The 26,231-nt window shown below is 71.3% G+C and carries 26 protein-coding genes and 2 pseudogenes; 19 read left to right on the top strand and 9 right to left on the bottom strand.

All coding sequences use genetic code 11. The annotated features are described in order from the left end of the window. Positions 1 to 62 precede the first annotated feature (62 nt). The gene (locus ACFCX4_RS05510; RefSeq protein WP_376139134.1) at positions 63 to 1,484 is read right to left on the bottom strand and encodes a tyrosine-type recombinase/integrase; all 1,422 of its coding nucleotides are present in this window, start codon (positions 1,482 to 1,484) and stop codon (positions 63 to 65) included. Between the two features lie 82 nt (positions 1,485 to 1,566). Between ACFCX4_RS05510 and ACFCX4_RS05505 the strand changes: the two genes are divergently transcribed. The 4 genes from ACFCX4_RS05505 to ACFCX4_RS05490 all read left to right on the top strand — a co-directional run bounded on the left by ACFCX4_RS05505 (position 1,567) and on the right by ACFCX4_RS05490 (position 4,525). Then, a complete protein-coding gene (locus ACFCX4_RS05505) occupies positions 1,567 to 2,694 on the top strand; it encodes a transcriptional regulator (RefSeq protein WP_376139133.1) in 1,128 nt (375 codons plus the stop codon). A gap of 134 nt (positions 2,695 to 2,828) precedes the next feature. Further along, on the top strand, positions 2,829 to 3,236 hold the full coding sequence (locus ACFCX4_RS05500; RefSeq protein ID WP_376139132.1) for a hypothetical protein: 408 nt from the start codon (positions 2,829 to 2,831) through the stop codon (positions 3,234 to 3,236). Beyond that, complete coding sequence (locus ACFCX4_RS05495; RefSeq protein WP_376139131.1) at positions 3,236 to 3,487, top strand: hypothetical protein; 252 nt, start codon at positions 3,236 to 3,238, stop codon at positions 3,485 to 3,487. The genes ACFCX4_RS05500 and ACFCX4_RS05495 overlap by 1 nt, the downstream gene beginning before the upstream one ends. 591 nt (positions 3,488 to 4,078) lie before the next feature. Beyond that, positions 4,079 to 4,525 (top strand): hypothetical protein, encoded by a 447-nt coding sequence (locus ACFCX4_RS05490; RefSeq protein WP_376139130.1) that lies wholly within the window; start codon positions 4,079 to 4,081, stop codon positions 4,523 to 4,525. A 71-nt stretch (positions 4,526 to 4,596) separates the two neighbouring features. On the opposite strand, the pseudogene ACFCX4_RS05485 reads toward ACFCX4_RS05490, so the two are convergent. Beyond that, a pseudogene (locus tag ACFCX4_RS05485) lies at positions 4,597 to 5,001 on the bottom strand (tyrosine-type recombinase/integrase); the annotation flags it as partial. Between ACFCX4_RS05485 and ACFCX4_RS05480 the strand changes: the two are divergent. Beyond that, positions 5,001 to 5,123, top strand: a pseudogene (locus ACFCX4_RS05480) (IS701 family transposase); the annotation flags it as partial. The pseudogenes ACFCX4_RS05485 and ACFCX4_RS05480 overlap by 1 nt on opposite strands. A gap of 117 nt (positions 5,124 to 5,240) precedes the next feature. On the opposite strand, the gene ACFCX4_RS05475 reads toward ACFCX4_RS05480, so the two are convergent. After that, entirely contained in the window at positions 5,241 to 5,702 is a 462-nt protein-coding gene (locus tag ACFCX4_RS05475) for an Imm1 family immunity protein (RefSeq protein ID WP_376139129.1), read from the bottom strand. 1,484 nt (positions 5,703 to 7,186) lie between these two features. After that, positions 7,187 to 7,501, bottom strand: coding sequence for a hypothetical protein (locus ACFCX4_RS05470; RefSeq protein ID WP_376139128.1), 315 nt, complete (start codon positions 7,499 to 7,501; stop codon positions 7,187 to 7,189). Between the two features lie 569 nt (positions 7,502 to 8,070). Here ACFCX4_RS05470 and ACFCX4_RS05465 point away from each other — a divergent pair. The 4 genes from ACFCX4_RS05465 to ACFCX4_RS05450 all read left to right on the top strand — a co-directional run bounded on the left by ACFCX4_RS05465 (position 8,071) and on the right by ACFCX4_RS05450 (position 11,936). Then, entirely contained in the window at positions 8,071 to 8,418 is a 348-nt protein-coding gene (locus ACFCX4_RS05465) for a hypothetical protein (RefSeq protein ID WP_376139127.1), read from the top strand. 1,538 nt (positions 8,419 to 9,956) lie between these two features. Next, the gene (locus ACFCX4_RS05460) at positions 9,957 to 10,160 is read left to right on the top strand and encodes a hypothetical protein (protein WP_376139126.1); all 204 of its coding nucleotides are present in this window, start codon (positions 9,957 to 9,959) and stop codon (positions 10,158 to 10,160) included. 63 nt (positions 10,161 to 10,223) lie between these two features. After that, positions 10,224 to 10,517, top strand: a complete 294-nt coding sequence (locus ACFCX4_RS05455) for a hypothetical protein (protein ID WP_376139125.1) — start codon at positions 10,224 to 10,226, stop codon at positions 10,515 to 10,517. A 603-nt stretch (positions 10,518 to 11,120) separates the two neighbouring features. After that, a complete protein-coding gene (locus ACFCX4_RS05450; RefSeq protein ID WP_376139124.1) occupies positions 11,121 to 11,936 on the top strand; it encodes a hypothetical protein in 816 nt (271 codons plus the stop codon). A gap of 33 nt (positions 11,937 to 11,969) precedes the next feature. Here the strand turns inward: ACFCX4_RS05450 and ACFCX4_RS05445 are convergent, their stop codons facing one another. The 3 genes from ACFCX4_RS05445 to ACFCX4_RS05435 form a co-directional block, all read right to left on the bottom strand. After that, positions 11,970 to 12,272: a hypothetical protein gene (locus ACFCX4_RS05445; protein WP_376139123.1), complete on the bottom strand. Its 303-nt coding sequence runs from the start codon at positions 12,270 to 12,272 to the stop codon at positions 11,970 to 11,972. Positions 12,273 to 12,299: 27 nt separating this feature from the next. Continuing rightward, complete coding sequence (locus tag ACFCX4_RS05440) at positions 12,300 to 12,680, bottom strand: hypothetical protein (RefSeq protein ID WP_376139122.1); 381 nt, start codon at positions 12,678 to 12,680, stop codon at positions 12,300 to 12,302. Between the two features lie 520 nt (positions 12,681 to 13,200). After that, a complete protein-coding gene (locus ACFCX4_RS05435) occupies positions 13,201 to 13,836 on the bottom strand; it encodes an SMI1/KNR4 family protein (RefSeq protein ID WP_376139121.1) in 636 nt (211 codons plus the stop codon). A gap of 291 nt (positions 13,837 to 14,127) precedes the next feature. Between ACFCX4_RS05435 and tap the strand changes: the two genes are divergently transcribed. The 3 genes from tap to ACFCX4_RS05420 all read left to right on the top strand — a co-directional run bounded on the left by tap (position 14,128) and on the right by ACFCX4_RS05420 (position 18,041). After that, on the top strand, positions 14,128 to 16,671 hold the full coding sequence (gene tap, locus ACFCX4_RS05430) for a telomere-associated protein Tap (protein WP_376139120.1): 2,544 nt from the start codon (positions 14,128 to 14,130) through the stop codon (positions 16,669 to 16,671). Between the two features lie 101 nt (positions 16,672 to 16,772). Then, entirely contained in the window at positions 16,773 to 17,348 is a 576-nt protein-coding gene (tpg, locus tag ACFCX4_RS05425; RefSeq protein WP_376139119.1) for a telomere-protecting terminal protein Tpg, read from the top strand. A 108-nt stretch (positions 17,349 to 17,456) separates the two neighbouring features. After that, positions 17,457 to 18,041 (top strand): hypothetical protein, encoded by a 585-nt coding sequence (locus ACFCX4_RS05420; RefSeq protein WP_376139118.1) that lies wholly within the window; start codon positions 17,457 to 17,459, stop codon positions 18,039 to 18,041. A gap of 282 nt (positions 18,042 to 18,323) precedes the next feature. Here ACFCX4_RS05420 and ACFCX4_RS05415 read toward each other — a convergent pair whose 3' ends face one another. Beyond that, positions 18,324 to 18,539, bottom strand: coding sequence for a hypothetical protein (locus tag ACFCX4_RS05415; RefSeq protein WP_376139117.1), 216 nt, complete (start codon positions 18,537 to 18,539; stop codon positions 18,324 to 18,326). Positions 18,540 to 18,796: 257 nt separating this feature from the next. Here ACFCX4_RS05415 and ACFCX4_RS05410 point away from each other — a divergent pair, with 257 nt between their 5' ends. Together ACFCX4_RS05410 and ACFCX4_RS05405 are read left to right on the top strand one after the other, a co-directional pair. Beyond that, positions 18,797 to 19,930, top strand: a complete 1,134-nt coding sequence (locus tag ACFCX4_RS05410) for a hypothetical protein (RefSeq protein ID WP_376139116.1) — start codon at positions 18,797 to 18,799, stop codon at positions 19,928 to 19,930. Continuing rightward, positions 19,876 to 20,445 (top strand): hypothetical protein, encoded by a 570-nt coding sequence (locus ACFCX4_RS05405; RefSeq protein ID WP_376139115.1) that lies wholly within the window; start codon positions 19,876 to 19,878, stop codon positions 20,443 to 20,445. Before ACFCX4_RS05410 ends, ACFCX4_RS05405 begins: the two co-directional genes overlap by 55 nt. Before the next feature lie 383 nt (positions 20,446 to 20,828). Here ACFCX4_RS05405 and ACFCX4_RS05400 read toward each other — a convergent pair whose 3' ends face one another. Beyond that, on the bottom strand, positions 20,829 to 21,275 hold the full coding sequence (locus tag ACFCX4_RS05400) for a hypothetical protein (RefSeq protein ID WP_376139114.1): 447 nt from the start codon (positions 21,273 to 21,275) through the stop codon (positions 20,829 to 20,831). 731 nt (positions 21,276 to 22,006) lie between these two features. Between ACFCX4_RS05400 and ACFCX4_RS05395 the strand changes: the two genes are divergently transcribed. The 5 genes from ACFCX4_RS05395 to ACFCX4_RS05375 all read left to right on the top strand — a co-directional run bounded on the left by ACFCX4_RS05395 (position 22,007) and on the right by ACFCX4_RS05375 (position 26,192). Beyond that, positions 22,007 to 23,623, top strand: a complete 1,617-nt coding sequence (locus tag ACFCX4_RS05395; RefSeq protein ID WP_376139113.1) for a hypothetical protein — start codon at positions 22,007 to 22,009, stop codon at positions 23,621 to 23,623. Between the two features lie 479 nt (positions 23,624 to 24,102). Continuing rightward, positions 24,103 to 24,357, top strand: a complete 255-nt coding sequence (locus ACFCX4_RS05390) for a hypothetical protein (protein ID WP_376139112.1) — start codon at positions 24,103 to 24,105, stop codon at positions 24,355 to 24,357. Positions 24,358 to 24,449: 92 nt separating this feature from the next. Continuing rightward, positions 24,450 to 25,034 (top strand): hypothetical protein, encoded by a 585-nt coding sequence (locus ACFCX4_RS05385; protein ID WP_376139111.1) that lies wholly within the window; start codon positions 24,450 to 24,452, stop codon positions 25,032 to 25,034. A gap of 493 nt (positions 25,035 to 25,527) precedes the next feature. Beyond that, positions 25,528 to 25,677 carry a hypothetical protein gene (locus ACFCX4_RS05380; protein WP_376139110.1) on the top strand — a complete coding sequence of 50 codons (150 nt, stop codon included), beginning with the start codon at positions 25,528 to 25,530 and terminating at the stop codon, positions 25,675 to 25,677. A 353-nt stretch (positions 25,678 to 26,030) separates the two neighbouring features. Continuing rightward, on the top strand, positions 26,031 to 26,192 hold the full coding sequence (locus tag ACFCX4_RS05375; RefSeq protein ID WP_376139109.1) for a hypothetical protein: 162 nt from the start codon (positions 26,031 to 26,033) through the stop codon (positions 26,190 to 26,192). The last annotated feature ends 39 nt before the right edge of the window (positions 26,193 to 26,231 follow it).

The following is a 26,231-nucleotide window of genomic DNA, read 5'->3' as shown; positions in this document are numbered from 1 at the left end:
CCCTACCGGAACCTTCCGGTAGGGCGCCCCGCTGGCTTTGACGGCAGTAGTTGACGGCAACATCAGCGGACGGGTGCTGCACAAAGTGGCGGTTCGTCGCCGTCGTCAGGCCGGGCGGCGGGCTCGACGGGAGCACGGAGGGCATTGCCGAGGAGGTCTATGGCATCGCGCTGGAGGCGGAGCCGGACGTGGGCGTACACCGTCGCGGTCACCCCGATGTGGGCATGACCCAACAGTTCCTTGATGACGACGAGTTCGACGCCCTGTTCCAGGAGAAGGGTCGCCGCCGAGTGGCGGAGGTCGTGGAACCGGATGCGTCGGAGCCTGGCCCGGCGGAGCAGGGCGGTGAAGTGCCGGGTGAGGGTGGCTCCCTCGGTCGGGGCTCCGTCGGGCCGGGTGAAGAGGTAGCCGCTGTCCTTCCAGCCCGCGCCCGCTGCTTCGCGTTCCCGGGCCTGCCGGTCGCGGTGCCGTTCGAGGGAGTGAAGGCACGGTGTGGGCAGCGCGATGCGCCGCTCGGAGCTCTGGGTCTTGGTCGGCAGGGCGGTCAGGCCGCCGGAGTTGGTGCGCTGGAGGGTGCGGCGGATGCTGGCAGTCCCGCCGGCCAGGTCGAGGTCTTCCCAGCGCAGGCCGAGGAGTTCGCCCTTGCGGAGCCCGGTGCGAAGCGCGAGTTCGAACAGCGCGTGCAGCCGATGGCCGCTGGTGGCGGCGAGGAACGCGCGCGCCTCCTCGGTGGTGAGGGGTTCGAAGCGGCGGGGCCGGGGTGTGCCCATGCGGACGTTACGGGCGACGTTGCGCGGAATCTCCTCTTCGCGGACGGCGTGCTCCAGGGCCGACTTGAGCACGGAGTGCACGTAGGCCAGCGTCAGCGGGGAGAGGCGCTTGGAGCAGCACTTCCCGATCGCGCAGCAGTGAGGCTGATCGCGGGTGGCGTCGAGGCCGCGTGCGCAGCACTGGCAGGTGGTGCGGAGTTGATCGAGCCAGGTGCGGACGTCCTTGGCGGTGAGCTTGGCGAGCTTCTTCTTACCGAGGCCGGGGATGAGGTAGAGGCGGGTGCAGGCGGTGTAGCGGGTGTGAGTGTTCTCGCGGAGCCGGTGGACGGCGACGGTCTCCAGCCAGTACGTGAGGAACGCGGCGACGCTGCCCTGCGCGGAGGGGGCGGGGACGCCGCGGTTGCTGGTGGCGATCTTCTCGGTGAGCTTGGCCAGGGCCTCTTTGCGGGTGCTGCCGTAGACGCGGACGCGCTTGCGGGTGTCGCCGACGGCCAGGACGTAGCCAGCGGCTTCCCAGCCGCGGAGATCATGAAGCTCACCGTTGCCCAGTCCGGTCTTCCCGAAGGGCTGAAGCCGGGCGTCATGGTGCGGCCGGTGGACCTGTTCGCCACCCCGTGGGCGCGGCTCTTCAACGGCCAGCTCTCCGAGGGCATCGCCTACCGGGCGGGCCGCCTGGAGACGGTCAAGTGATCTGCACTGTAGAGACGTTGACATACCCGATGCCCGTTCCGACCGGCGCCGACAGCCGGTTCGCCCTCGGCTTCATCTACAGCGTGGAAGGCAAGAAGTGAAGGACGTGAACGAGATCGCCCCGGTCCTGATCGGGGCGATCCGCGCTCTGGGCATCCCCACGGCGGCACTCATCGCGTCCGACGCACCGGAGCCCGTGGGTCGGGCGGAGGAGCCGAACCGGCTCAACCTCATCCAGCTTCGCGCCGCGCTCACCCCGGCGGTGGGGCTGGTGGACCAGGACGCCCAGGCCGTGGGCGAGGAACCGAACCTGCGTGCCTACGCGCGAACGGTTCGAGACGCGCGGGTGCTGTACTTCTCCGACAGCTACAAGAGCGTCGCCGCCCAACTGCCCGGTCTGCTGCGGGACGCCGCGCGGGCCGTCGCCCACTACGACAGCGGCGAAGAGCACCAACAAGCCCTGCTCGCCCGCGCCGAGGCGTTGCGCCTGGCCGGCACGTACCTCACGCAGGTGAGGCAGTACGACATCGCCTACACGGCCCTGCGAGGAGCCATCTCGGACGCGCGGGAGGGCGGGGACCTGCTCGCGGCTGGCTCCGGAGTCGGCTGCATGTGCTGGCTGCTGGTGCGGCAAGGCCGGCTGGAGGAGGCGGAGCGGATCGCCGCACAGAGCATGGACGTGGTGGAGCCGAAGATCACCGGCGCCGAGCCCGACCACTACGCGGTGTGGGGCGGTCTGGCCATGGAGGCCGCAGCCGCGGCGGCACGCAACAACCGCCCGGACGAGGCCAAGGAGTACCGCAGGGCGGCGCGGGTGGCGGCAGCCGCCGTCGGCACGGCGCACCGCAACGTCTCCCGGCACTGGTCTGTCTTCGGACCGGTGACCGCCGCCATCAAGGCGCTCGAAGACTCCATGGTCGTCGGTGACGCCCGCGCGGTGGTGCGCAAGGCAGGCGAAGAGGTCGAGCTGTCGCCGAAGGTGTGGAAGCGACTGGGCAGGCCCAGCACGAACGACGGGAACCGCTTCACCCTGGACATGGCGCGCGCCCACACGCGAACCGGTGACCTGTCGGCTGCCATGGACGAGCTGACCCGCGCTCGTGAAGTCGCCCCCGAGTGGCTGAGGCACCAGAACTCGGCGGCCGAGACGATGCAGGAGATCCTGAGCAAGCGCAAGCGCACCCTGACCAGCGACATGCGCGAGATGGCCAGCTACCTGGGCGTCGTCGGATAGCTGCTAAGCAGCGTGGCAGTTCACGGACCTTACGTTGCAATCTGCCCTGCTGGGCCCGTGGATTGACGTGTAGTCAGGTCGTTACGGTCGCCGTGTCCTATTCCAGCGACCAAGGCCGGAGATCCACTATGGGCATGCCGAGGAGCGACGCGGACCGTCTGCGTCGCAGGGAGTTGCACGAAGCGGCGTCGGGCATGGCGGGACCCCGCCTGCTGCCATGGACCACCGAGGACGGGCGCCCCTGCTACGTGAGCACCGACGGCAAGGGCTACATCTCGACGCTCGCCGACGGCATTGAAACCGTGCAGCTCGGCATGGGTCAGGAGCTGCTGGAGTACGCCCGGGGCATCCTGGCCCCCGGAGCCAAGGCGCAGTCGGCTATCGAATACCGCTGGCTCGCCTGCCGGCTGACCGAGGCCCTGTCGGATGCGCTCAGGGTCGCCGAGTCGCGCGGAGAGCGCATCCCGGTGCCGCAGGAGGAGGCGGCCGAGGAGGGTGAACCTGCGAACGCCAGCCCCCTTGGCGGACAGGAGGAAGGCTGATGGGTAAGGCCACCCGTTACCGCTTCCGCGAGTACCACGTGACCACCGGGACCGACCCCATGGCGCTGCCGACCTTCGAAGCGGTCTGCGTCACCGGCGAAGAACGGAACTGCGCCGCCGCGTCCGGCGAGCTGCACACCCCCGAGGAACTCACCCGCTGGATCGCCGGACACTGCGCGCAGACCGGACATCAGTCGTACGAGCAGACCACCCGCACCATCGTCCGCGCCGAGCCCGGAGCTTGGCAGTAGGATCACGCGCGCCGCCGTTGGCGAGGGCGATTGGTCTACACCTCTGACGGCAGCGGCGACGGCAACAACCACGGACTTCAGCGCACATCCACGGACACCGAGGGACCGTCAAACCACCGTTGACCTGCGAAAAAGCAGGTAGAGAGGGGCCGCGTAGCACACGTACTATGTCCTCGCAGGCACCACGCCGGTCCTGGTTCATAACTGTGGAAATGCAAGTGCCGACGACCTTTATGCGGCAGCCACGGGAAATGCCAAGGGTCAGTTGACGCCCGCCGGTCGAGCTCTTCAGAAGCATGGAGATCCCAGCCCTGGAAATATCGCTAAGCGCGGGCAGGCGCATGTCGATCGATATGAATTCGGCAAGGTAAATAATAGCCAGAGGTCCGAGATTGCCGATGAGATGATTCAGGAGATCCTCTCGCACCCGAACGCCACCGATATGCTCGATACATCGGCATCCGCCCATTATGGCGGCGTCACTCGAGATATCAAGATGCCTGGTGGCTGGGGTGCGCGGTGGAGCATGCGTGGCGGGAATCTCACCTTTGAAGGGTTCCTCTAATCGAGCCGAGAAATGGAGAAGCAAGGATGCGCTATCAACGTGAGGACTTCCTGGTAGACGGGGCGCTGCGTGATCTCTGCATCCTTGACGCCAGCGTTGAGGACTGGCAGCGGATGATCTCTTCGCTCTCATCTTCTGAGTGGGAGGTGTCGTTCACCACGACCCTTTCAGAGGAGCCCCCGGGAGTTCTGAACAACGCGAGGGAGCTGTTTGAATCACTTGCTATTGATGGGGAAGCTTCGGCTACATTGGCGATCCTTGTTGATGGCATATGGTTCACGTGCTACTTCTTTGACATGGAGGAGGTCGAATTCACCTTCGATCCCGGGGACGTGTCGGACGAGGCTTCTTTCCGGTCGGTAGAGAGATTCATGAAGTGGCTCGGCGATACTTGCGAAAGGCGAGTGATCATGACAATGGAAGGCACTGATCACCGTTCAATGCCTGCTCTTCTGGAGTACGCACCCGCTTAACACAGAAGCCCTTCCGGAGTTGGTTCCGGAAGGGCTTCTTGGCGTCTTGACGGCAGTAGTTGACGGCAACGTCAGCGGACGGGTGCTGCACAAAGCGGTGGGTCGTCGCCGTCGTCGGGATCGGTGCCGGCCTCGGAGAGCTTGCCGAGAGTGCGACCGAGGAGGTCGATGGCGTCGCGCTGGAGGCGGAGTCGGACGTGGGCGTAGACGGTGGCGGTGACGCCGATGTGGGCGTGGCCGAGGAGTTCCTTGATGACGACGAGTTCGACGCCCTGTTCCAGGAGGAGGGTCGCGGTCGAGTGCCTGAGGTCGTGGAAGCGGATCTGGCGCAGGTGCGCTCGGCGGAGGAGTGCGTTGAAGTGGCGGGTGAGAGTGGCAGGCTCGATGGGGTGACCGTCGGGCCGGGTGAAGACGTGGCCGCTGTCCACCCAGCCCGCGCCGGCCTTTTGCTTCTCCTGGGCCTGGTGCTTGCGGTGGGCTGGACCACTTCGAGGGCCGCTCCTGGACCGGCTGGCACCGCCACGTCACCCTCGTCAGTGCCGCCCACCTCTTCCTCACCGAACAGCGCACCCTCCCAAAAGCCCTGTCCAGGGCCTGACCTTCGGCCAGGCCCTGGACCTCCTCCAACTTCTCATCGCGACATGGACCGGAACCTGCCCCACCTGCCGACAACCCACCCCATGGCAGCCCTACGGCACCACCTAACAAAGCACTACTAGTCGTCCAGATACTGGTTCTTCCAGGGAACGCAGGTGGGGCGTTGTCCTCCTGACGACAGGAACTCCTTCACGGCCTCCCGGACAAGGTCGAGGGGGATTTCCACCTGGTCCGGGAACTGGGTCCAGTGTCCGGCGAGGTAGTACTCGGGGGCGTTCCTCGAATCTGCGGGGCCGGCGGTCACGAAGTTCCCGCTGCGGTCGATGAAGAGCAGAACCCCCACCTGGAGTTCCTTGTCCACTCCGACCTGGAGCTCGTGGTCCGGGATCTCCGTCCCGGGGCGGGCGGGGCCCCCGATGATGATCCTTTCCCGGTCCAGGTGGATGATCTGGGCCAGGTTCTCGTTCACCGGGCCCGCGAGGAGCTCGTCGATCAGGACGTCGACGTCCTCCAGGGAGTTGAGATGGTCGGGGGGCTCGATCCGGTCCCGCCTGTATCGGACCTCAGCACGTAGCGACATCCCGTCACCCTAGAACCGACCATAGAAGTGCGAGGCCGCCGCCGGGTCACCAGGGCGCCGGGCTGCCGTGGCGGCCGGGCAACAGCCTCCAACAGGGCCTGCCGCGCGCCCCACAGCCGGCCCCGCTCGGCGGCCAGGGCATCAGCCGCACACACCGGCAACGGCCGCCCGAGCGCCTTCGCCTCCATCGCCTTCGCCAGCGCGGCATCGGCCTGTTTCCAGTCCTCCAACTGCCGGACCAGGCCCTGCACGAAGACGTTGACGGCCCCCAGCAGGGCCCTGCCCGTCCTGGCGAGCCTCCTGGGCGACCTCGCCGAGGACGTCCTCGTCCAGGTCCTCGAACACGGCCTCCCACCGTGCGGCCGCCAGCCGCCGATGGTCGCCAACACGTTCTGCAGCCCGTCGTCGACCGCCTCCTGCGACCAGGGAAGCGGGGACCGCGGCGCCCGGCCCACGACGGCGAGGGCCCGCCCGGCGATGCACGGCCCCAACCCGGCGCCCCCGCGCCGCGGGCGGGCAGAGGCAGTGCTGCTCACCCCCGCTCCAACGCCAACGACCCCGGATCCGTCACCCCGGCCATCGAAACCCCCAGCCCGTGACTGCACTTCGTCGCCGAGCGTGCCGACCGCAGCCCAGCATCGCCGAGTTCGCCCTCCTGCTGGTGTGCCAGGTCCTGGAGGACGGACTGGTCGACGTCGACGCCGTCCCGGTCCTCGGCTGGTCGGCCGCGCAGCTTGTGAGGTGTCTTCCCAGACACCCTGTCAGGCGCCTTGCAGGGCACCTACCCGGGTGTCGTGTGAGCACCCGACGACTCGCCTCCGCAGGGTGTCACCCCAGGCCAGAGCCTGTATGGAGGGGCCGGGAAATGCCGACAACCCCTTCTTCTCCTTCCTGGTCTTGGTGGCTATGGTCGGTTCGGGGTCCGCGCCTTCGGCGGGCTGTTGGTCCCTTCGCGTCCGGCGGTGCCGGCTGCACCGCCCGGCGAGCAGCCTGCGCCACCGGGCCACCCCCGGACTCGTTGAACCGCCGTGAGCAACCCGCCGTCCACCCGACCTCGCCCGCGACCTCGGCGACGGCCTCACCGCCCACGGCTGGACCACCCACCCGGACCTGATCGCCGTCGCCCACCACGGACACCACCTCGGCCTGGTCGAGGACAGCCCGGCCGGCCTCTCCGGCTGGGCCGCCACCGACGCCGCGCCCACCTGCTCCTCGACGCCGACGACCACCACGTCCTCCTCGCCGACCACCCCCGACGCGCGATCGACCTGCTGCGCCTGGCCCGCCACCAGGGCATCCTCTGAGCCCGGGCGGTGCGCGCGCGGGCAACGGGGAAGCGGCGCGCACCGCCCACCCCGGTCCTCCCCGGGCCGCCCGTGCCCATCCCATCAGGCCCCGTCATGTGCCTTTGCACGCTCGTTGGCCAAACGGTGCACCGTGGTTGGCCAGGCCAGCGGTGCCGATTCTGAGCAGCTGTCAGCTGCTCAGCGGAGTTGGTCGACGGATGGCAGGGAGGTCGGCGCGTCGTCGGTGACCCAGGCGTACTCCAGGGCCGACAGGGTCGTGCCTCCCTCTGCCCAGAGCAGTAGTTCGCCGATGTACTGGCCGGAACAGTCGTAGACGTCGGCGCCGGTCGGCAGGAGCGTGGATGGCGCGGCGGGGTGCTGTTCCAGTCCGCGCACCCGGAGGTCGACGCTCACCGATCCGGGGCCCCAGGTGGCGACCACCTCGGTGTGGTCCAGCTGGCCACGCAGCGCCGCAGCGCCGGCGAAGTCGGCTTCCAGGAGGTGTTTCAGCACGGCTCGCTCAGAGGCGTTGAGGGGTCGAGGCTCGATGGATACGGCAGGCATGCATCCATCGTCGCGGGTCACCGCGGTTCGAGCTGCCCCGGTGCAGGCCAGCAGCACCTGGCCAACAACGCTGAACAGCCTGGCCAACCAGCCTGCAAGGTAGGCCACCTGCCGTGCAAAGCACATGCCCACCGGGTTGCCCCGGAGGTTGCTTCGGGACGACCCTTCAAAGTCACTGAAATCGCAGGTCAGCCCCTACGGGCAAGGGTCCTCGAACAGGCCGACTGCTTCTCTCCACGGGGTCTTCGGCACGGGAGCGGAGCAGTACTCGGGGTGTCCTGTAGGCCCTGGGTCCGGTGGTGTGGAGGCTGCGTGCGTGCGGTCGGCGGGCGCCCCGGCCCAGGCCCGGCCCCGGTCCCTGGCCTGGGCCTGGGCTGGTGGAGCGGCCGCGCGGGGGCCGGGCCGGCCCTGGTACCCGGCGGTCTGCCGGGTACCAGGGCGCCCGCCGGCCGCCAGGGCGTCGTCCGGGTCCGGGTGGTGGCCGTCACCCGGGGCGGGGCCGGTTCGTTGGTCCGCCTGTGAACGACGACGATCTCGGTGGTGGTTTCGGGTTCGGCCGGGTGGAGGTGTGCCCGGAACTGGGTGCGGGTCCGCTGGGCTGCGTGGACTGTGCGCGCACGCTGCTGATGGTCCAGGCGCTGGCCGGGCCGGGGGTGTCGGCCGCGCCGGGCGCCTGCACGCAGTGCGGCACCCTGACGGCCGATGTCGCCGCTCTGGTCGGCGTTCCCGCCCTGGCCGGTCTCGCCACCGCGGCGGACCGTGCCGTGCCGGGTACCCGCCCGGCGCCGGCCGTGCGCCACCGCCGGGGCGGGCCCGTGTCCGCCGCGGGCCTGCCGGGTTCGGGCGGGCGCCACCGCAGGGCCTGAGCGGCCCCGGGCTGCGGGCGGGCGGTGCGCGCGCACAGGCAATCGGGAGCGGCGCGCACCGCCCACCCGATCCTCCCAGGCCGGCACGGCCCGCCCCGCAGCAGCCCCCGGAGCTCTGTTCGCCGAACGGTCACCGTGACGGTTCGGGCGGTACTCAGAGCGCTGCCGGCCGTCCGTCCGCGGGCCCCGCCCCCTTGGGCCCCGCCCTTTCGGCGGGAGGCCCGCCGGCCCAGTCGTCGGCTGCCCTGCGCATGGCGGTCTCGGCTGCCTCGGCGGCGTGCCGCCATACCGCCCGCTCCGCCCTGGACAGGTCGGCCGGCGGTGCCATACGCCGCAGGCCTGAGGCCGCAGTCTCAACAGCCCCGGCCTCGGCCTGCACCAGCAGCACCCCGACAGGAGGTGTATCCCAGAGCCCGCTCAGCCGTGCGGCCGCCGGCCCGCGTCCTGTTTCTCAGAATTTCCCATGCCCTGGTCAACGGCCGCACCACGCAACGAGCACGCCGGGAGACCCACCGAACCACCGCCCTGGCGGCCGGCCCCGGTGGCCCGTGCGGGGTACCGGCGCAGCCCCCCGGGGGGGCGGGTGGCGCCCACCGGCCCCCCGCCCCCGAAAAGGTGCGGAACTGCCCCGCACGGCGCCCCCGGAGCCGGTCCTCGGCGACACGCCGCCGTCCGGCGGTCCCCGGCCGGGACCACTCGTTGGATCCGGCACGACCGAAACTACCGGGCCCGCCCCAGCCCCCCGCAGGCCGCCCCACCGGCCCACCGACGAAGGGCCGCCAGCCGGCTCCGGCCCGTGGTCCGCCCGCAACGACAGACCTGGGCCGACACCGCAAGCCGGACCGTCGTCGTCAGGATGGAAATCATCAACAGCATCGCGATCACCCGCCAATGAGCTCATTTCCGGTTTCCTATCTGGTTTCCCTTCCGGTTTTGCAGCCGGTTTCGTTCCGGTTTCTTCTCTGGTTTCGACTGGGGTGCCGGGCCGAATCCGGAAGGAAAAGAAGGCGCAGGCCGGCGCCGGTTTGTTCGCCGCCTGGGTGCCGACTTGCCTCTGTACGCCCCCGCCTTTTTGCCGATCGCATGGGGGGAGGGGTGCGCGCGGTCCGGGGGACGCTGCATTGTGCCTTTTCCTTCTCGCCCCGGCCGGGCGGGGTGCCCACCGGTCGGCGGGCGGCCGGCCCGGCCGGGGCCGCCCGGCGCGGGTCCTGACGCAGCTCCTGACGTGACCCCTGCCCCGGGTTCTGACGTGACTCCTGACGCGGGCACCCCCGGCCTCGGGCCGGTCCCGGTACCGCCGCAGGTCGGACGGTCTGTGGGAGGGGCCGGAAATTCCGGCATCCCTCCTGTGGCCCCTGCTCCTGCTCTTCTGGTGGTGGTCGTGGTGGTGGGTGCCGGGCCGTGGTCGGGACCTGGGCGCTGCGCTGTGCCGGGGCGTGCGGCCGGACGCGGGGTGCACCGCCCGCCGCTACAGTCGCCCTCTGTGGAGACAGTGAGCGTGGAGCTGTACGACGGCCCCCTGGGCGGCATGCGCGTGCGTGGACGTCGACCCCGCCGACCCCGACCCCTGGATCGCGGTCGTCGCCGACGGCTGCCACTTCCCCGGGGGCCGCAGCCTCTGCGTCCCCGTCCCCGGGCCCCGCTGGACTCTGACACCCGCGCGGGCTCCGGGCCCGCGCGCCTACGCCGATCTCCAGGGCCGCGCGAGTGTCCATGCCGTCGACCTCCCGGCGGCGCTCTAGCAGATGACCTTCAGGTGCAGCATTATGTCTAATAGTGATACTTATCAGGAGAAAATCGACTACTTGGTCGACTATGCCGAGATGTCTCTCGTTTACTTCCATCCCGTCCGCTGGTCTGCGGAGAGCCTTGCAGGTGAGGATGCGACGGAGGGGGAGATCAGGAGTTTCACCTTGCGGATCATCGGTGACATGATTGACCGTGGGGTCACTGTCGGGGACGTCAGCCCCAACCCTGGCGAGGATCTGATTCCGTGGAGGCTTTCCAGGGCCGAAACTTTGTCCAGGATCTCTGATGAGATGGAACGGAAGTCCACCGTGAAGGATTTCATTGAGATCTGTTGGTTCAGGACGATCTGACGTTGGCTCTGGCGTCCCGAGCATAGCGGGGGTTTTTACGCTGTGGTGGTGCCTTTGGGCTGGGGGGTTGGTGGGTTGGGCGAGGCAGGGTTTCGGGGCGATAGGTGGTCGGACGGGGCCCGGCGCCGACTCCGGGCGCCGATCCCGACCCCGGCGCCCGGAAGCGCCGCACCGCCGGCCGGTCGGAGTGTGGAGGCCTGATGCGCTCCGGCTTCCCGGGGGTGGGGCGCGAGGGCGTCGGGTGCTGGTGCCCGCCGGCCCCTGCCCGGTGCCGTACGCCCCGTGCGCCCGGGTGCCGGAAGCCGTCCGGGGCGTGCTGCCAGTGCTCCAGTGCTGCGCCGTACGGTGACGGGCGATCCGGACGCGGACGGGCCGCTGCGGGTTTCCGCAGGCCTGTGGGTACTGACGGAGGCATCGGACACCACGCCGTTCACCCCGACGTGCCCGGTTCGGCGCCTCACCGCGAACCTGGAGCCGGTGGTGGCGGGGCCGAGCCTTGTGCTTCACGGCCGCACCCGCCGGCGAGGTACGGCAGCGGCCCCACCCCGCTGCCCTGGGCAAACCCGGTGGCACGGACAGCCTTCCGGCGGCAAGACTGCACCGGTGAACACCCTGCCACCGCCGCCCGACCTGCTCCTCCTGCCGTTACGGGACCCGCGCGCCGGCGACCTCGTTCTCGACTATGCGCAGATGCACGCCCTGGTCGGCGACCTCGTTCTGCCCCACGGCGCGTCGATGTACGTCATGAGCGCCTTGGAGACCTCCCGCGAACTCATCCGGCACTCCTACTACCGGTACGAGTTCGCCACCGTCGCCGTCACGCATTCCCTGTTCGCCCTGGAGCACGTCCTCGCTGACCGTACGACAACGAACGAACTGCTCCACGCCCTCATCGAGCGGGCCACGGACGCAGGGCTCATCACGGCCGAACTCGCCGCCGAACTCGATCGCGGCCGACTGCTGCGCGACAGGCTCGCACAGGGCACCGCCTCGAGTGCCGCCCTGCGCCCGCTCCGGGCCCTCGCCATGCTGCGCGCCGTCTTCGACGCCGTCTCCCTGCTCCTTCGCCCACCGCCCGCGCCAGAGACAACAGCCGCCGACGCGGGCGGAGCACAGCCCGAAGGCGCACTCGCCCGGCTGTGGGAGGACCACCTGCGCGCACCGTTCCCCGACGGTTTCCGCGGCGTGGACTTCGACGGCGTGGACCTGGTCCTCCTGGACGCCGACGTCGCCGGCCTCGTGCAGAGGGACCTGAAGGGCGGACTCGACGACAGCGGCATCGCCTACCTCTGGGGCTGCATCGCTGACCTCGACAAGACCGTTCCTCGCATCAACGAGGAGTACTGCGCCTCCTACTTCGCGAAACTCCGGACGATGGCCCAGCTCGCAGCAGCGCCCCACGTCCCCACCGCCACCTGACAACCACGGCACAGATGCCCTCCCACGGCCTCGTCAGGGTCCGGCCCGGTCCCGTCCGACGATGCTCTCGGGCCGCTCGACCCCCTTGCTTGACGTCGCAGCGGGCGGCAGGTCGTCTGGGAGGTGGATGCCGCCGAGCGCTGCGAGGCCGGGGGCGGGGATGCCGAGCACGCCGGCGAGGCCGGCGACCAGTTCGGGGGTTGCTTCGACGGTGCCGCGGCCGATCCCGCCGATGGTGGACGGTGACAGGCAGATCCGTCCGTCGGTGACCGCATACAGGGCCTTGGCCGTGCCCGTCCAGGTGAGGTTCCGGCTGTGGGCGAGTTGCAGGAGCACCGCGCCGAAGTCCGGCTCGTACCGGTGCTACGGCCGGTCGACCCCGCCACGTCCCTCGCGTCGCACCAGGGGCTGGGCTCGGATCGCGTCCAGCAGCGGTCGCCGGTTCTCGGCGGGCATGACCATCGTGTTGTAGACGACGGTGCCGATCGACCAGTTCGGGTTGCAGGTGATCGGCGTCAGGTCGTCGGGCACCGGGTGTCCGGCGAGGACGAACAGGTCGGCGGCGTGCAGGCCGAGTACCGGTCCGAGGTCTCTGAGCAGCCGTCCGCTCGGCGCCTGCCCGCCGAGCACGGCTGGCAGATCTGCCGGGTCGGTGCCGGCCGCCGCCGCGAGCGTGGCGCAGTCGAGCGCCCGCTGGCCCGTCAGGTGTGCCAGCAGCGGGCCGAACCGCAGTAGGCCTGTCATGCCGTCAGCCTAACGACGGCCGATCCGCCGTTTTGGAACGTCGTCTGGATCTGCGGGTTCCCGCTGCCGCGCCCCGCCGCTCTGCTGCCGCAGTCTTGCACCTTGCGTTGCACCGGGCTGCGCCGGTCGAGTGGCAGAAGCCACCATCCGTTGTCCCGTCTCAAATGATCCGGTCTGCGGGTAGGGCTGTGACCTGCGGCGACCAGATCAATTGAGACGCCGGGCTGATGAGAATCTCGGTTGATCCGGTCCCGGAGGGTTGGATGCCGGGTGCTGTCTCAGTCGATCTGGTCTGGTGACGCCGTTTCGAGCTGATACCAAGGCCGGGTGGTCAAAAATCGGTGAAGCACCGGGCTGCGGCGGCGTCATCCACCGGCCGCTCGCCCTCCCGCACGGCAAGGCCATAGCTCATGGGCGCAGCCTGCCGCCCGTCACCGACGGTGGCACTTCTCCTGCCGCGACGAGTTTGGTCGGGATGGGTGCCGCTGACCTGGGCGGACTGCAATGGACGCAACAACAGTCACGCCCCGGGACGAGGCGTCAGGTTCTGCTCCTCCCATGCCTCGTTCGCCTCGATATAGAGCGGCTCCAGGTACTCCCAAGGGTCGAGGCCCTGCTCGCGCATCTCGCGCTCAACACGCCAGTGGATGAACCGTGAATGGGGAGCCCCGAAGACCAAGCGCCGATCGAAGTCGATGTTCGAGGCCTCGGTCAGCCACTTCACCAGGAGGCCGGTCATGCTCAGATCGAATTCGACGAAGGGGCGGGGACGTTCCCACAGGACAACCGGCCATTGCTCGGGAACGGACCCCGTCGTGCGCCAGTAGACGGCACCCCACAGGTCGCCGTTGCCGTCCACCAAGCGGAGCCCGCACACCAGCGCCCCGGGCTCTGGCCACAGTGGATAGCGGGACTTCGTGTGCAAAAGCCACGCGGTCTTCTCAGGAGTCGGGGTCATCTGACCCACGGACGCGATCCCCGACTCGTGCTCTCCGCTCACAGCTGGGAGCACCATCAGACACTCGTCGACAGTGCCCACGCCATAGACGGCGATAAGGTCACGGAAATCGGCCGGCAACTCGCACCCGAGCTCCCGCTCAACCTCCAGCCAGTCGACTCGCTCCCCGTCCTCCGGGCCGGGCGGCATCAGCGCCATGAGGCGCTCCACGTCAGGGTGCACAGTCGCCGTTCCTTCACAGCCGCATGAGCATGAGCGGCCCAACTGTACGCCCGCCTCAGCACGCCCACGCTGCCTCGACTGGATGAGAACAGTCGGCAGCAACGGACCCATCTGAGACAACGAGCGAATCAGACCAGATCATCTGAGACGGGGACCAGATCGCCTGAGACCCGACATCCGTCATACCCTGAACTGGTGATGTTCGTTTGAATTGTGTGATCCGTAAGTTACTTTCACGGTAGGGTGCGGGCTGGAGGTGAGGTGTTGATGAGTGAGGATCTGTTCGCGTCGATCGATGCGCTGCTGGCGCGGCCGAAGCCGGTGGAGGACCTGCCGGTGCCTGCGGAGCGGGAGCGGCTGCGCAAGGCCGGCGAGTACACGCAGGAGGAGCTGGCGGCGGCGCTGAGGACGCGGCGGGAGACGATCGTGCGCTGGGAGGCCGGGACGACCGAGCCCCGCGCGCCGAAGCGCGAGGTGTACATCCGGTTCCTGGCGACGCTGGCGCTGCAGCACGGCACGGTCGAACCGTCCGAGTGGCTGCGCCGTGCGCAGGCCGCCGGTCTCGTGCGGCTCGTCGACCGGCCGGCCGCCGCCCCGGCCCCGGGTGCTCCGGCGGTGGCCGTTGTGCCCGCGCCTGCGGTGCTTCCGGCGCCGGCTCCGGCTGCCTCCGCTGCTACTCCGCCTGTCCCGGCGCTACCGGCGGCGTTCGGGGGCGGGGGCGGGGACCGGGCGGTGGTGGAGCTGGACCGGACGGCGGGCGGGGAGCTGGTCGCCGGTCCGTCGGCGCCGTGTGTGCGGTGCGGTCGGCTGACGCCGTATCGCGCGCAGGGCCGGCCGATGCACGTGGGCGGCTGGTGCACTCCCGACACCGGCGTCGCCGGACTTCTCCAGGCCGGTCCGGCCGCTGCGGCCGTGCTCGTCGAGGCCGTCACCGCCGAGCGCCCCGTGTCCGCTCCCGCGGCTGCCACGGCCTCGCCGACCGCCCCCGCGCCCGGACCGGCGAACACGCCGCACCGCGCGGCCTCGTCGCGCCCGGCCTCCTCGGCGCGGGCTCCGAAGGCCCCAGCGCGCAAGGCCCCGGCGAGGAAGCCGGCCGCCAAGGCGGAGGGGCCGTCGGACTGGGAGACGGCCGCGGCCGCGAGGTTCCCGGCCGGCCCGCTGGCGGTGCTGGACGTCGCACCGTCGGGCAAGGCCGTGGTGGCCTACCTCGCCGACGGCACCCCCGCGCCGGCCGCGCCGGCCGGGCGTACGCTCGCCGACGTCGTCGAGTGGGCGCTGGAGACCAGGCTCGGTTCGCCGCGGCTGCACCGGCACGGCAAGGACGGCGACGCCCTGGTCGTCGTCTCCGACGCCGCGCTCGCCGAACTCGGCCTCCCGGCGACGGGCCGCGACGAGAAGCGCGACTTCGTGCAGCGCCTGGGCGCGCTGCCGAAGACCCACAGGGCGGTCAAGGCACTGGAGAAGGCCGGCTGGCTGCTCACCCAGCGCGGCCTGGGCCCGTGGGCCAGGGTCTACCGCATCCCCGAGGACGGCAAGCGGGTCTGCGTGCAGCTGTGCATCCCCGGCTGGGGCGCCCTCGCCAGCGGCGGCTGGGCCATCCCCGACGGCCTGGACGCCCCCGGTCTGGCCCGCCTGCTCGGTACCTACGCCACCCGCGTCCTCACCCCGCGCGGCTCCACCGCCGTCTCCGGCCTCGAACTCGTCACCGCGCTGCGCCCGCCCACCCGCGCGGTGCGCACCGAGGCCGGCTGGACGTCGGGTGCGGTGGAGGGCTCCCGCCCGAAGGTGGCGTTTGACCCGGCGCCGCCGGAGGTCCCGGACGTCCACCCGCTTGCCCAGGACCGGGAGCCGGGCGGCGAGCTGGTGACCGAGGCGTGGGACTGGCACCGCGACCTGACCGACGAGGAGGCTGCGGCGCCGTTCGCGGTGGGCCTCGATGTGAACATGGCCTTCCTCGCGGCCGCCGGCCGCTTGTCGCTGCCGCTGTCCGGCCCGGTCCACGAGCTGAACCCCGCCTTCGACAAGACGGTGCCCGGCTCCTGGCTGGTCGACCTCTCCCACGCCGACACGGACCCGCTGCTGCCCAGCCCGTTCTCCGCGGACGGCTCCCGGCCGACCGGGCCGGCCTGGTACTCCACGGTGAAGGTCGCCTACGCCGTCGAGCTCGGTGCCGCCGTGCGGCCGGCCGAGGGGTGGCTGCGCCACGAGAGCGGCCCGTACCTGGACCCGTGGCACAAGCACCTGCGCGCCGCGTACCTGGACACGATGGCCGCCCTCGGCATCCCGGGCGACCTCGCCGGCACCGACCCGCTCGCGTTCCTCGACGCCATGGCGAACCTCAAGACCGCCGGCGACCCGGCGGAGCTCGCCGTCCTCACCGCGATCAAGCAGACCGCCAAGGGCACCATCGGCAAGATGCGCGAACGCCCCCGCGGGCACGGCTACAAGCCGGGCGAACGCTGGCCGGCGCTGGAGCGGGCGACCTGGGACCCGCTGATGCGCGCCCTGGTCATCGACACCGCCACCGTCAACCTCCACCGCAAACTGTGCAAGATGGCCGCCGACACCGGCCTGCGCTGCTTCGCCGTCCTCTCCGACTGCGCCGTCTTCGCAGCCCCCGGCCCCGGCGCCCTGGACATCCTCACCAAGCCCGACGGCACCCTCACCACCTCCCTGCGCCTCGGAGTCAGCCCCGGGATGGTGAAGTTCGAGGGCTCCCGGCCCATGGCTGAGATCGCCGAACTCATCGCCGACGACGCGAACCCGGCCCGGTACATCAAGACCGGCGGTCAGGTGTCCGCCGACGAGTAGCACCTGCGCGGCCCGCCGCCACCCGCCCGGCGGGCCGCCCACCCCACCGCCACACGAACACGAGCCGCCCCGGCCCGGGGCGGGGAAGGACCTGATGCCCCGTGGGGGAGATCGACGAGGGCCTGGAGCGCGCCGAGCGCACCCGCCCCATCCCGGCGCACCTCAACACCCGCGTGCGTTTCCTGTGGGAGAAGGTCGCCAAGGAGGACACCACCGCTCTCGCCCGCGCGGCCGGCGTCTCGGTGCGCACCGCGCAGCGCTGGGTGCACGCCCTCAAGGCCGCCGCCGAGGGCGAGCTCAAGGGCGACATCCCGATGACCAAAGCGAACGCGGCGAAGGTCGAGCGCGCGGTGCGGGCCACCTGGCAGCCGCGGGTGAGGAAGCGGGTGCGCCGCGACGCCGAGCAGCGCGGCTTCATGCTCCACATCCAGGCGACCTTCGGCTACAGCGCGGCGGCCGCCTCCACCGACGACCCCCGCCAGCGTTCGATCACGCAGAAGATGCCCGGCGAGGTCGCCCAGCGGCTGTACGCGGCCCGCGACGCCGGAGCCACCCAGGCCGAACAGGAACAGATCCTGGCTGACGCCCTCGGCGAGCACTACTTCCGCCAGGGCGGCCGCGCCCGGCGCCTGGACGTCGACCTGAACGACATCGCCTGGATGGACCTGGAGCTGTAGCCAGGCCCCGACACCCCTCGTGTCGCCGAAAGATGTGACTGAGCGCTTCAGTTGGCCGGTGAGCGGTTGAACTGGCCAGTTGAGCAGAACCCACAGAAAGGACGACGTGTGAAGACGCTGGTGGCGGAAGACGTTGTGGAGGAACTCCGGACCGGGGGAGACGAGGCGGTTCGCCTGTACGTTGCAGCCTGCGCCGAGCGGATGGCGCCATTGTTCATCGGTCTGCGGGCGGGCGAGGCGGCACGGGAAACCGACGTGGACCTGTACGTGGCGGCGGTGGGCGACCTGTGGAAGACCGACCGCCCGCTGTCCGACAGTGCCGACCGGCTGCACTCGCTGGACCGTTTCCCTGAGCTGCAGCTCGCCGAGGACGGCATCACTGAAACCATCGACACGTACGTCTTCTTCGCGTGCCTGGTCCTGCGCCATGCCCTGCGGGCCGGCAGTTCTGGGAACGCGGACCAAGCCATCTCGTGCGGCCACGCGGTTCTGACTGCGATGGGCATGCTGGACCAGAACATCGTGGGTGCCGTGTTCAAGACTGACGAGCAGCGGCTTCAGAGCCTCTCGGCGTCCGGTAGCGCTGCGGGCCTGTGGGACGCGAGCGTGGCGGCCGGGCGGGAGCGCCTTCGCGCGGTGTTGAGCCGCGTCGCGAGAGAGACCCTTGAAACGGCTGCTCAACTGGCCAACTGAAGCGCTCGGTCACAAAGTCGCGGGCGCGAGGCGCAGGGCGATCTCTCCCGGCGCCCGGTGGTTCTTCTGCTGCTCGGCGGTCAAGGACCGGCCGGTGGTGATGTGCCGTCGCCATGCCCCCGGTGTGGCGCTGCGCCGTGGTCCAGCGTTCGGTGTCCGTGGCGGCGTTCCGGCGGTGCCGGAACGCCGTGTCCGTGTGTCGGCCCGCTCCTGGCCTGGGCGGCGTTCGGGTCGGCTCGCCGGGGATGTGTACCCGGTGGTTGCCGTGTGCGTGTCCGGGAACTATCGGATCAGTTTGTGCAGGGCGGGCACGCCCGCTCCGGAGGCGGTCAGTCCGGCCAGGACCGCGCCGGCGGTGGGCCCGCCGCCGAGGAAGGCGAGCCCGCCGGTGACGAGGCCGATGACGGCGGCGGAGAGAAGGACGACGGTGGTACGGACGGTCAGCAGCGGGGCGGGGTCGGTGGGCGGGGTGCCCGGGGTCGGGTCGGACGGCGTCATGTGATCCTCCATCGGGCGGGCAGGGGGCAGCGGCGTGCTTGCTCGCCCCCTTGGATCGGTCCGGCGGTCACCGGCCCTGGGAGCAGCGTGGGACCGGTTGCGGCAGTCCCCGAGCCGGGGAGACGTTCGCGCAGGTAAGGTCCGGACAACGCGGGGTTGTCCCGGATTGTCCGGACCAGGGGGCCTGCCAGGAAGGGGAGTTGGGTATGGGGAGGCCGTGGGGGCCGGTTCGGGCGCGAACGCCCGAAGCGGAGGAGTTGGCGCTCTTCCTGCGGAAGCGGGTCGATGAGTCTGCGTTGACGATGACCGAGGTTGCGGCGCGGCTTCCCTTCTCGAAGTCGCGGGTCGGGGCGTTCCTCCCTGGCGACCCGGTGCCCGAGCGGGCCTTCGTGGTCGCGCTGGTACGGGTGACGGTGCCCGAGCCGGTTCTGCGGCAGCGGCACGAGGCCGACGCCTGTCGTCTGTGGGAGGGGGCCGAGCACCCGCAGAACCGGGACGGGCGGGACGGCGGTGGGGACCTTGCCGGGGAGCTGGAGTCGGTGCGCGCTCGGCAGGTGGACACCTACGAGCAGCTGACCCGTTCCCTGGAACAGCGTGCCGAGCTCCAGCAGGCGGCGCAGAGCTCCATTCAGCTGGTCATGCTTCTGCTGACCATGATCAACGATCTGGAGGGGAGGGTGCAGGCCCTGTCCGCGGAGCGTGACCGGCTCCTCGGCCGCGTCGGCGACCGCAGCGAACTGGAGGAGACACAGGCGAGGCTCGCCCGTGCGCTGGATCAGGAGCGGCGGGCGAAGGAGGAACTCGACCGGGCGCGGGGCAAACAGAGGCAGACGGATGAGCTCGCCCGCCGTATCGAGGCCCAGGTGCGCGAGCTGACCGACGAGCTCGACCGGCTGCGCGCCGACGGCCCCGATCCCGAACCACCGGTGGTGGCCGCCGGTGCCGCGCAGACGGCGCCGGGTGCTGCGTCCCTCGTAACGGACCCGGCTGCCGACGTCGTCGACCGGGCCCTCGCTCGCGCGGCCGCCGTCAACGACGCCGATGACGAGACCCTGCGGCGCATCACCGACGCACTCGGGGACAGCGTTCGGAGCCGGGCTCCCGAAGGGGCCCGGCCGGCTCCACCACCGGCCCGGCCGTCACCGTCGCCGCGGAGAGACCTGCCGGCCGGCGCCGGTCCGACAGATGGCCGGCAGCCACCCAACTGCTCCTCAAGGTCCTGCCGAACGCCGATATCCCCGCCGGCCGCTACGACCGTGCCGTGCACCTGGGCGCAGCCGGTGATCACAGGGAGGCCGCCCTACTGTTCGCGGGGCTGGCCCGGGACCGTGCGCGGGTGCTGGGGCCCAACCACCACGACAGTCTCACCGCCCGCCGCCAGTGCGCCATAGAGCTCGGCAGGGCCGGTGACCACCGGGAGGCGGCCCGTCTCTTCGCCGGCCTGGCCCAGGAGCAGGCACAGGTAATAGGCCCGGACCACCCCGACACCCTCATCAACTGCCAGTACCACGCAATGCATCTCGGCGAGGCCGGTGATCGCCGGGGCGCGGTCCGCCTTTTCGCGGACCTCGTCCAGGACTACGCCAGGGTGTGGGGCCCCGACCAGCTCATGACCTTCTCTGTCCGCCATCACCACGCCCTGCAGCTCTGGAGCGCCGGTGAATACCGGGAAACGATCGGCCTTCTCGGTGACCTGGCCCGGGATCAGGAGCGGGTGCTGGGTCCCGACCACCGCGGAACCCTCTCCGCCCGCTACCACCACGCAGTGAACCTCGGCCGGGCCGGTGAGCATCAGGAAGCGGCCCGGCTGCTCGCGAAACTCGCACAGGCCTATGCGTGGGTGCAGGGTTCCGATGATCCCGCTACCGGTCTGGTCTGCGGAAACCACGCTCATTTCTCATCCTGAAGCGATCATGATCAAGGACTTGCGCCAGCTCGGGCCGATCTGTCGGTACCGGTCGCATGGCGTGACGACAGAGTGTCAGCCATGAGTGATCATTCCGGTCTTCCGGCCCGCCCCCTGTTGTGGCGGCCGTTGTCCGAGCCTGCCGCCGCGAGGCCGCCCCGGCGGGCGGTGGCCGGGGCCCGGGAGCGGGCACGAGCGGCGCGCTGCTGTGCCTGCGCGGCGGCGTCCTCGCGCTCGGCCGCGAGCTGGACGCGCGGGGCCTCGGCGAGGACGCCGCCGAGTGCGGGCAGTGCGCAGCGGCTGGAGCGGCTGGAGCGGCTGGAGGTGCGCGTGTGCCCGTGGCCCGACCGAGCCGGTCCGGCCGCCGTCGAGGCCGGTGTTCTTCAGGGGGTCGGGCGCTGAAGCGGCGGGCCTGGGGCGGCGGTGCGGCCGGCCTCGACGGCGGCGCCCCTTGTGGCGGCGAGTGCGGGCAGCTCGCGTGCCAGATGGCCGAGTACCGCTCCGGGTATCGCCGCGGCCGGCGCGCGCACCGCCGCCGGTGCGACCCGCTCACCGGTCGTCGGCTCGGGCAGCCCGTTGGCGAGCGGAGTGCCGGTCACGGTACCGGTGCCGAGGTCGTAGGCCGGTTCCTCGTCCAGCTGCCCCTCCCCGCCCGGCACGATCTCCCGCCCGCAGGCCTGTGCGATGGCGTCGGCCGCCCGCCCCGGCACCGTGCGGTGCGCCTCCTCGGCCTGCCGCCCGGCGAGCCCGCGCACCCGCCCGGCCGTCCGCCGGCCCGACTCGCGGTCTGCGAGGGCCACTTCATGGGCGACCCGGTCGCCCTGGAGCACGCCTGCACGCCACCCCGGAGCATGCCGCCCGCACCGTGCACCAGGTCTGCCTGCAGAACCTCTGAGGCCATGACCCGGTGGGGTGCTCACTCCGCAGCCGGGTGCGTGGACACCCTGTCGCCCGTGCGGGGCAGGATCCGAACGCCGCAGGCGGGCCGCTCCGGGTGAGGCGGGCGGGTCGCGCTCCAGCGCGTCCGACGAGGGCCTGGAGCGCGGCGGGCGCCGCCGCGGTCGCCCCGGTCGGGCGCCCCCGCGCCCTTTGTCGGCCTGGCTCTCAGGGCTGGCTGGCGTCCGGTGGTGTGTCCCGTCGTGCTGTGCTCCCGTGCTCGTGCGGGGCGTGGGAGGCAGGGTCCTGCGGGCGTGAGCGTTCCCACAAGGTTCTCCACCATGCGAGGCGGTCGGCCGAGTCCTGGGGGAAGACCAGGTGGACGGTAGTGGCGAGGAAAGCGAGCAGGACCCCACCTGCCTGGGCCCACCAGGGCGCTCCGGCGAGCGCGGGAACGAGGACGGCGGGCCCCCAGTACGGTGACGGTGTCCGGGCTGGTCGTCTCGGCATGGTCTTCGTTCCCCTCCGTCGGGTCGGTCGTGGTCCCTTCACAGTGGCGGCCTGCGTGATCCTGCAGAACCGGGAACCGCTGTTTTCCGGGGGTTGGTAACCACGGGAGCGGGCATGGTGGGAGGATCGCGGCCACGGCCGTCTGGCCGGGAGGGACTTCCGGGGGGCGGGAGCGATGGGCGAGGCCGATGAGGGCCATGAGAACGCGCTGGTTTACGGGCAGAGGATGAGGGCCCTGTTCGAGGCATGCGGCAGGCCGCCGGACGTCACCCAGAAACGCCTCGCCGCAGCCCTGTTCATCGCCGAGGGCACCCTCTCGCGCTACCTGGCCGGCAAACGGATCGCCCCCGAGCGCATCCTCGACCTCTTCATCGCCTTCCTCGCCGACCACGGCCAGCCGCTGGACGACCGGGAACGGACAGGCCTGCACGAACTGCGGGAAGAGGCACAGAGGACCAGCTCACAGCCTGCGGTGCGGCTGGCCTACACCCAGGGCGTCGTCCGCAAGCTGCGAGCCGAGGTCGCACAGCTGATCCAGGAGCAGGAACAGGAGCGGGCCGTCCGACAAGCGCGCGAGCGCGCCGCGGCCGCGGACCTGGCGGAGGAACGTGGACTGCGCCGCGCGGAGGCGGACGCCGCCGACAAGGAGCTGGAAGCCGCACGCGAAGAGCTGGACCGGGAACGCGTCCGCGCCGAGAGACAGGAGGCGGCCACGGCCGAGGAACTGGTCTCGCTGAGAAGCCGTCTCACGGTCGCGGAGCAGGAACGCGGCCGACTGGTGGAACTGGTCCGCGTCCAGGAGAAGAAACTCCGGGACGCGGCCTCCTACAGCCGCGGCATCGAGGACGACTACAGCCGCGTCCGCGAGAAGGCTGCGGACCTCGCCCGCGAACTGGCCACCGTCCGACACCAGGTCGAGATGCTCAACGCCGAGCAGGTCCACCCCACCGCCGCTCACGTTCTCCGTCTCGCCGGCGCACCGGGAGAACTACGTGTCACGCCCACCGTTTCCGCCCCGGAAACGCCTGCCGCCATCGCCTCGCAGCAGACCACAGGCACCCCCGCCGTGCCACCGCCCCGCAGGAACACCCCCTCGGGAGAGCGCCGCCCCCCAGGTCGGCTGCGTGCGAGGTGGACCGGTTTCCCCAACGACCGGGAGGCCTCGAACCGCAGGCGCCGACGGCGGGTCCTTATGCTGGTGGCCGCCGTCGCGGCACTGTCCGTCGGCGTGGCCCGCTGGCCGGGCGAGCACCGGGACGCGACGGCGGATCTGTACGCGCCTGCCTGCGCGGTGGCCAGCCCCCTCCAAGAAGGTTGTGTCGTCCACGAGAAGGGACAGGTGACGGACAAGCATTCCGAAGGCAGCGACCCGCCCGACCTGGACCTCACCATCCTCCACGAATCCGGCCACAGCGCGACATACACCGTCGGGGGCGACATCTACAACGCGGCCCAGCACGGTTCCACCGCCGATCTCAAGATCTGGAAAGGCCGCGTCACCGCAATCACGGTCGCCGGCAAGACCGACCGGCAACCCGCCGACCTGGACTGGCCCGAGATCTGGACCGCGCTCCTGATCGGGCTGGGAACCGCGCTGTCCGGGTACACCCTGCTGCGCTGGCGTCGGGGCCCGAACCAGATGTCCGTCATCGGTATCCTTTTCGCTGCTGCGTGGACTGGGCTGGTGGCGGCCATTTCCCTTGGCGTCACCACTCTTCTGGCACTCCTCGGCGGGGCTGCGTTCTGGCTCTTCGGCGCGGCTATCGCGGCAGTCTTCATCGGCATTGAATGAGACGTCCGGCACCTGCACCGACCGCTCAGCGCTGCCCGGGCCACCAGCGAGCCGACCTCACGAGCGCAGGTCACCGCCCCGCGAGGCCGACGGCCGCTGCGTCGGCCGCACTTCGGCGCGGGGGTGCAGCAACAGGACACGGTGGCGCAGCCGCGCTACCGTGCTGGTCGGGTCTCGCCCCACGCCGGGCAGCAGGGCGAAACCCGGCAGGGCCGTCGGGCCCGGTGGCCAGGATCCCGGGCATGGACAGCGCCCCGCCGACCGCCACCACCGGCCAGCCGTCCACCGGCGCGGAACCGGCCCTGCTGTGCGCCCGGCCAGGCTGCTCCCACCCCGTCCCCCGGCACACACCGGCCGGCCGCGCACCCACTGCTCGCGCTCGTGCCGCAGCAAGGTCGACCGCGCCGAGGCCAAGGCCCGCGACGAATCAGCACAAGCAGCAGACGCCCCTGCACCCGCCCCGGCCGCCGCACCGCCCGGTGCAGCAACCGGCCCCGCCGCTGGACCGCCCGGTGCAGCACCCGGCCCCGCTGCTGGACCGCCCGGTGCAGCACCCGGCCCCGCTGCTGGACCGCCCGGTGCAGCAACCGGCCCCGCTGCTGGACCGTCCGGTGCAGCACCCGCTGCGCCTGCCGCACCGGCGGCGGCCGCCGGGGCCGACGACGTCCCGGCCCGCTGGGGAGAGGACGGCCGACACCTCCTCGGCACCGCCGACGCGCTGCGCCGCCGGCTGACCCGCTTCCTTCAGGAGACCGCCGCCGGCGACCCGGCCGCCGCGTTCGCGGACCTGGCCAAGACGTTGCCCTCCTACGGCACCCGCGCCTGCATGGCCGAGCAGGAGATCCGGGACAAGGCCCGCCGGCCGCACCTGGACGAGCAGGAGCGCCTCATGGCCCGCTCGTGCGAGCGGATCGACCGCTGGGACCACGACGAGGACCCGGACGACGTTGCCGTCCCGGAGGAGACGAACGCCCCGCGAGGCGAAACCCCGACCATCCCCGCCCCCGCCTTGGCTCCTGCACCGGCCGTCGGGCCGGTGCAGGCCCGGCGGCCGGCAGCCGCCGCAGCCGACCAGGCTGTGCAGGCCTGCCGGGAGGCCTGCACCGACCCCGAGCACCGCTTCGACTTCCCCGATCTCCTGGACGGCCTGGAACCCACCTTCGGCCCCGGTCGGGAACTCGGCTCCTGGCTCGACCCCGCCGCCCAGGGCGTCCTCCAGCTGCGCCTCGACAGCACGCCGATCGGCTGGACCGCGCCCCTGCCCGACGGGCCGTGGGGACAGGCCGGCTGGATCTCCTGCCTCTACCAGCCGGACGGCGCCCGGCTCCTCGTCGACACCCTGTCCCGGCCCGTCCCAGGACTGTTCCCACCGCGGACCAGGCGCTGGACGCCATCCTGTGCGCGCACCTGACCAGGGCGTCGGCTTCCGCTCGCTGGCCTGGCCTCACCAGGGCGGGGCCGCCGTGGTGAGGCCAGGCGACAGGGTCCGGCAATGCCGGCCGCGCACCCCGCAGCCGGCGGTGTCTACACGTTCGGCTGCAGCTCGGCGGCCGGCTCCACCGACGACCCCCGCCCCCGTACCATCACCCACGAGATGCCCGGCGACGTCGTCGCCCGCCTCTACGAGACCCGCGACGCCGGAGCCGGCCAGGCCGAGTGGGAACGCATCCTCGCCGACGCCCTGCGCGAGCACTGCTTCAAGGACGGCGGCCGCCGCGCCCGCGGCCTCGATGTCGAGCTGAACGGCGTCTCCTGGATGGACCTGGAAGGGCTGTGGACGCCCCGGACACCCCGCCGCACCCCTCCGTGTCGCCGGAAACGAAGTCCCGGCCGCCTTGAGCGGCCGGGGCTTTCTGTTTACGCGACCCCGTACGCGAATTCACCGACAGAATTCGGATCACTGAATGAGCGGCCGTTACGACCACGCCGACGGCCTGCTGTCCCTGCCGCCGGCCGCCGTCCCCGGCCTGCCGAGCGGCCGGCTGATGATCCCGGCCGCCGTCGGACCGCGGAGGTGTGCGCTGTCTCCCTCACTGGCTGCGCCGACCAGCTGAACGTCGATTGCACTGCGGCCGCCAGGCGGGCTACCGATCCCGTTTGCTGACCCTGCTCGCGCCGGCTGACCCGCCGCTCAACCCGCCCGCAGAGGGCCCGCCTCCCCGCACACCGGTGAGGCGGGCCCTCTGCGCATGTCCCGGACGAAGGAGGCCGTGATGCCGACGCCGCACTGCACCCCCGCCGCCAGCACCCTCAGCTGCCCGGAACACGGACGGCGGGCCGACTCGGTGAAGCTGCGCCGGGTGCGCCGCGCCCTCGATCGCCTGGCCGTTGACCCGCGCAACCCGGGCCTGCGCACCCACCCGTACCGGGCTCTGCCCGGACACGGCCGCTTTGCCGGGCGTGGACGTTGTACGTCGACCAGGGCGCCGACGCCCGGCGACTCTTCTGGACCTGGGGCCCGGCCGACAACGACCAGGACCACGTCGGCCGGGACGGCGGGGTACTCACGGTGCTGTTGATCGGCCCGTACCGTCGATCAGCCCCCGCCGAACCACCACGCTGCGACTGATGCCGTCGGCCCACGTCCGGCGCCGGGCCCGGGTCACCG

The sequence above is a fragment of the Kitasatospora sp. NPDC056327 genome, assembly GCF_042261735.1.
Taxonomy (GTDB): Bacteria; Actinomycetota; Actinomycetes; order Streptomycetales; family Streptomycetaceae; genus Kitasatospora.
Note: the sequence above shows the minus strand (reverse complement) of the source record. Positions and strands in the feature narration are given on the sequence as shown.

What these genes read in the sequence shown, in the direction of transcription:
- ACFCX4_RS05510 (WP_376139134.1), bottom strand. Translation starts at nt 1,484, where the DNA reads ATGTCAACGTCTCTACAGTGCAGATCACTTGACCGTCTCCAGGCGGCC.
- ACFCX4_RS05500 (WP_376139132.1), top strand. Translation starts at nt 2,829, where the DNA reads ATGCCGAGGAGCGACGCGGACCGTCTGCGTCGCAGGGAGTTGCACGAA.
- ACFCX4_RS05495 (WP_376139131.1), top strand. Translation starts at nt 3,236, where the DNA reads ATGGGTAAGGCCACCCGTTACCGCTTCCGCGAGTACCACGTGACCACC.
- ACFCX4_RS05490 (WP_376139130.1), top strand. Translation starts at nt 4,079, where the DNA reads ATGCGCTATCAACGTGAGGACTTCCTGGTAGACGGGGCGCTGCGTGAT.
- ACFCX4_RS05475 (WP_376139129.1), bottom strand. Translation starts at nt 5,702, where the DNA reads ATGTCGCTACGTGCTGAGGTCCGATACAGGCGGGACCGGATCGAGCCC.
- ACFCX4_RS05440 (WP_376139122.1), bottom strand. Translation starts at nt 12,680, where the DNA reads ATGACAGGCCTACTGCGGTTCGGCCCGCTGCTGGCACACCTGACGGGC.
- ACFCX4_RS05435 (WP_376139121.1), bottom strand. Translation starts at nt 13,836, where the DNA reads ATGGCGCTGATGCCGCCCGGCCCGGAGGACGGGGAGCGAGTCGACTGG.
- tap (WP_376139120.1), top strand. Translation starts at nt 14,128, where the DNA reads ATGAGTGAGGATCTGTTCGCGTCGATCGATGCGCTGCTGGCGCGGCCG.
- ACFCX4_RS05415 (WP_376139117.1), bottom strand. Translation starts at nt 18,539, where the DNA reads ATGACGCCGTCCGACCCGACCCCGGGCACCCCGCCCACCGACCCCGCC.
- ACFCX4_RS05395 (WP_376139113.1), top strand. Translation starts at nt 22,007, where the DNA reads ATGGGCGAGGCCGATGAGGGCCATGAGAACGCGCTGGTTTACGGGCAG.
- ACFCX4_RS05385 (WP_376139111.1), top strand. Translation starts at nt 24,450, where the DNA reads ATGGCCGAGCAGGAGATCCGGGACAAGGCCCGCCGGCCGCACCTGGAC.
- ACFCX4_RS05380 (WP_376139110.1), top strand. Translation starts at nt 25,528, where the DNA reads ATGAGCGGCCGTTACGACCACGCCGACGGCCTGCTGTCCCTGCCGCCG.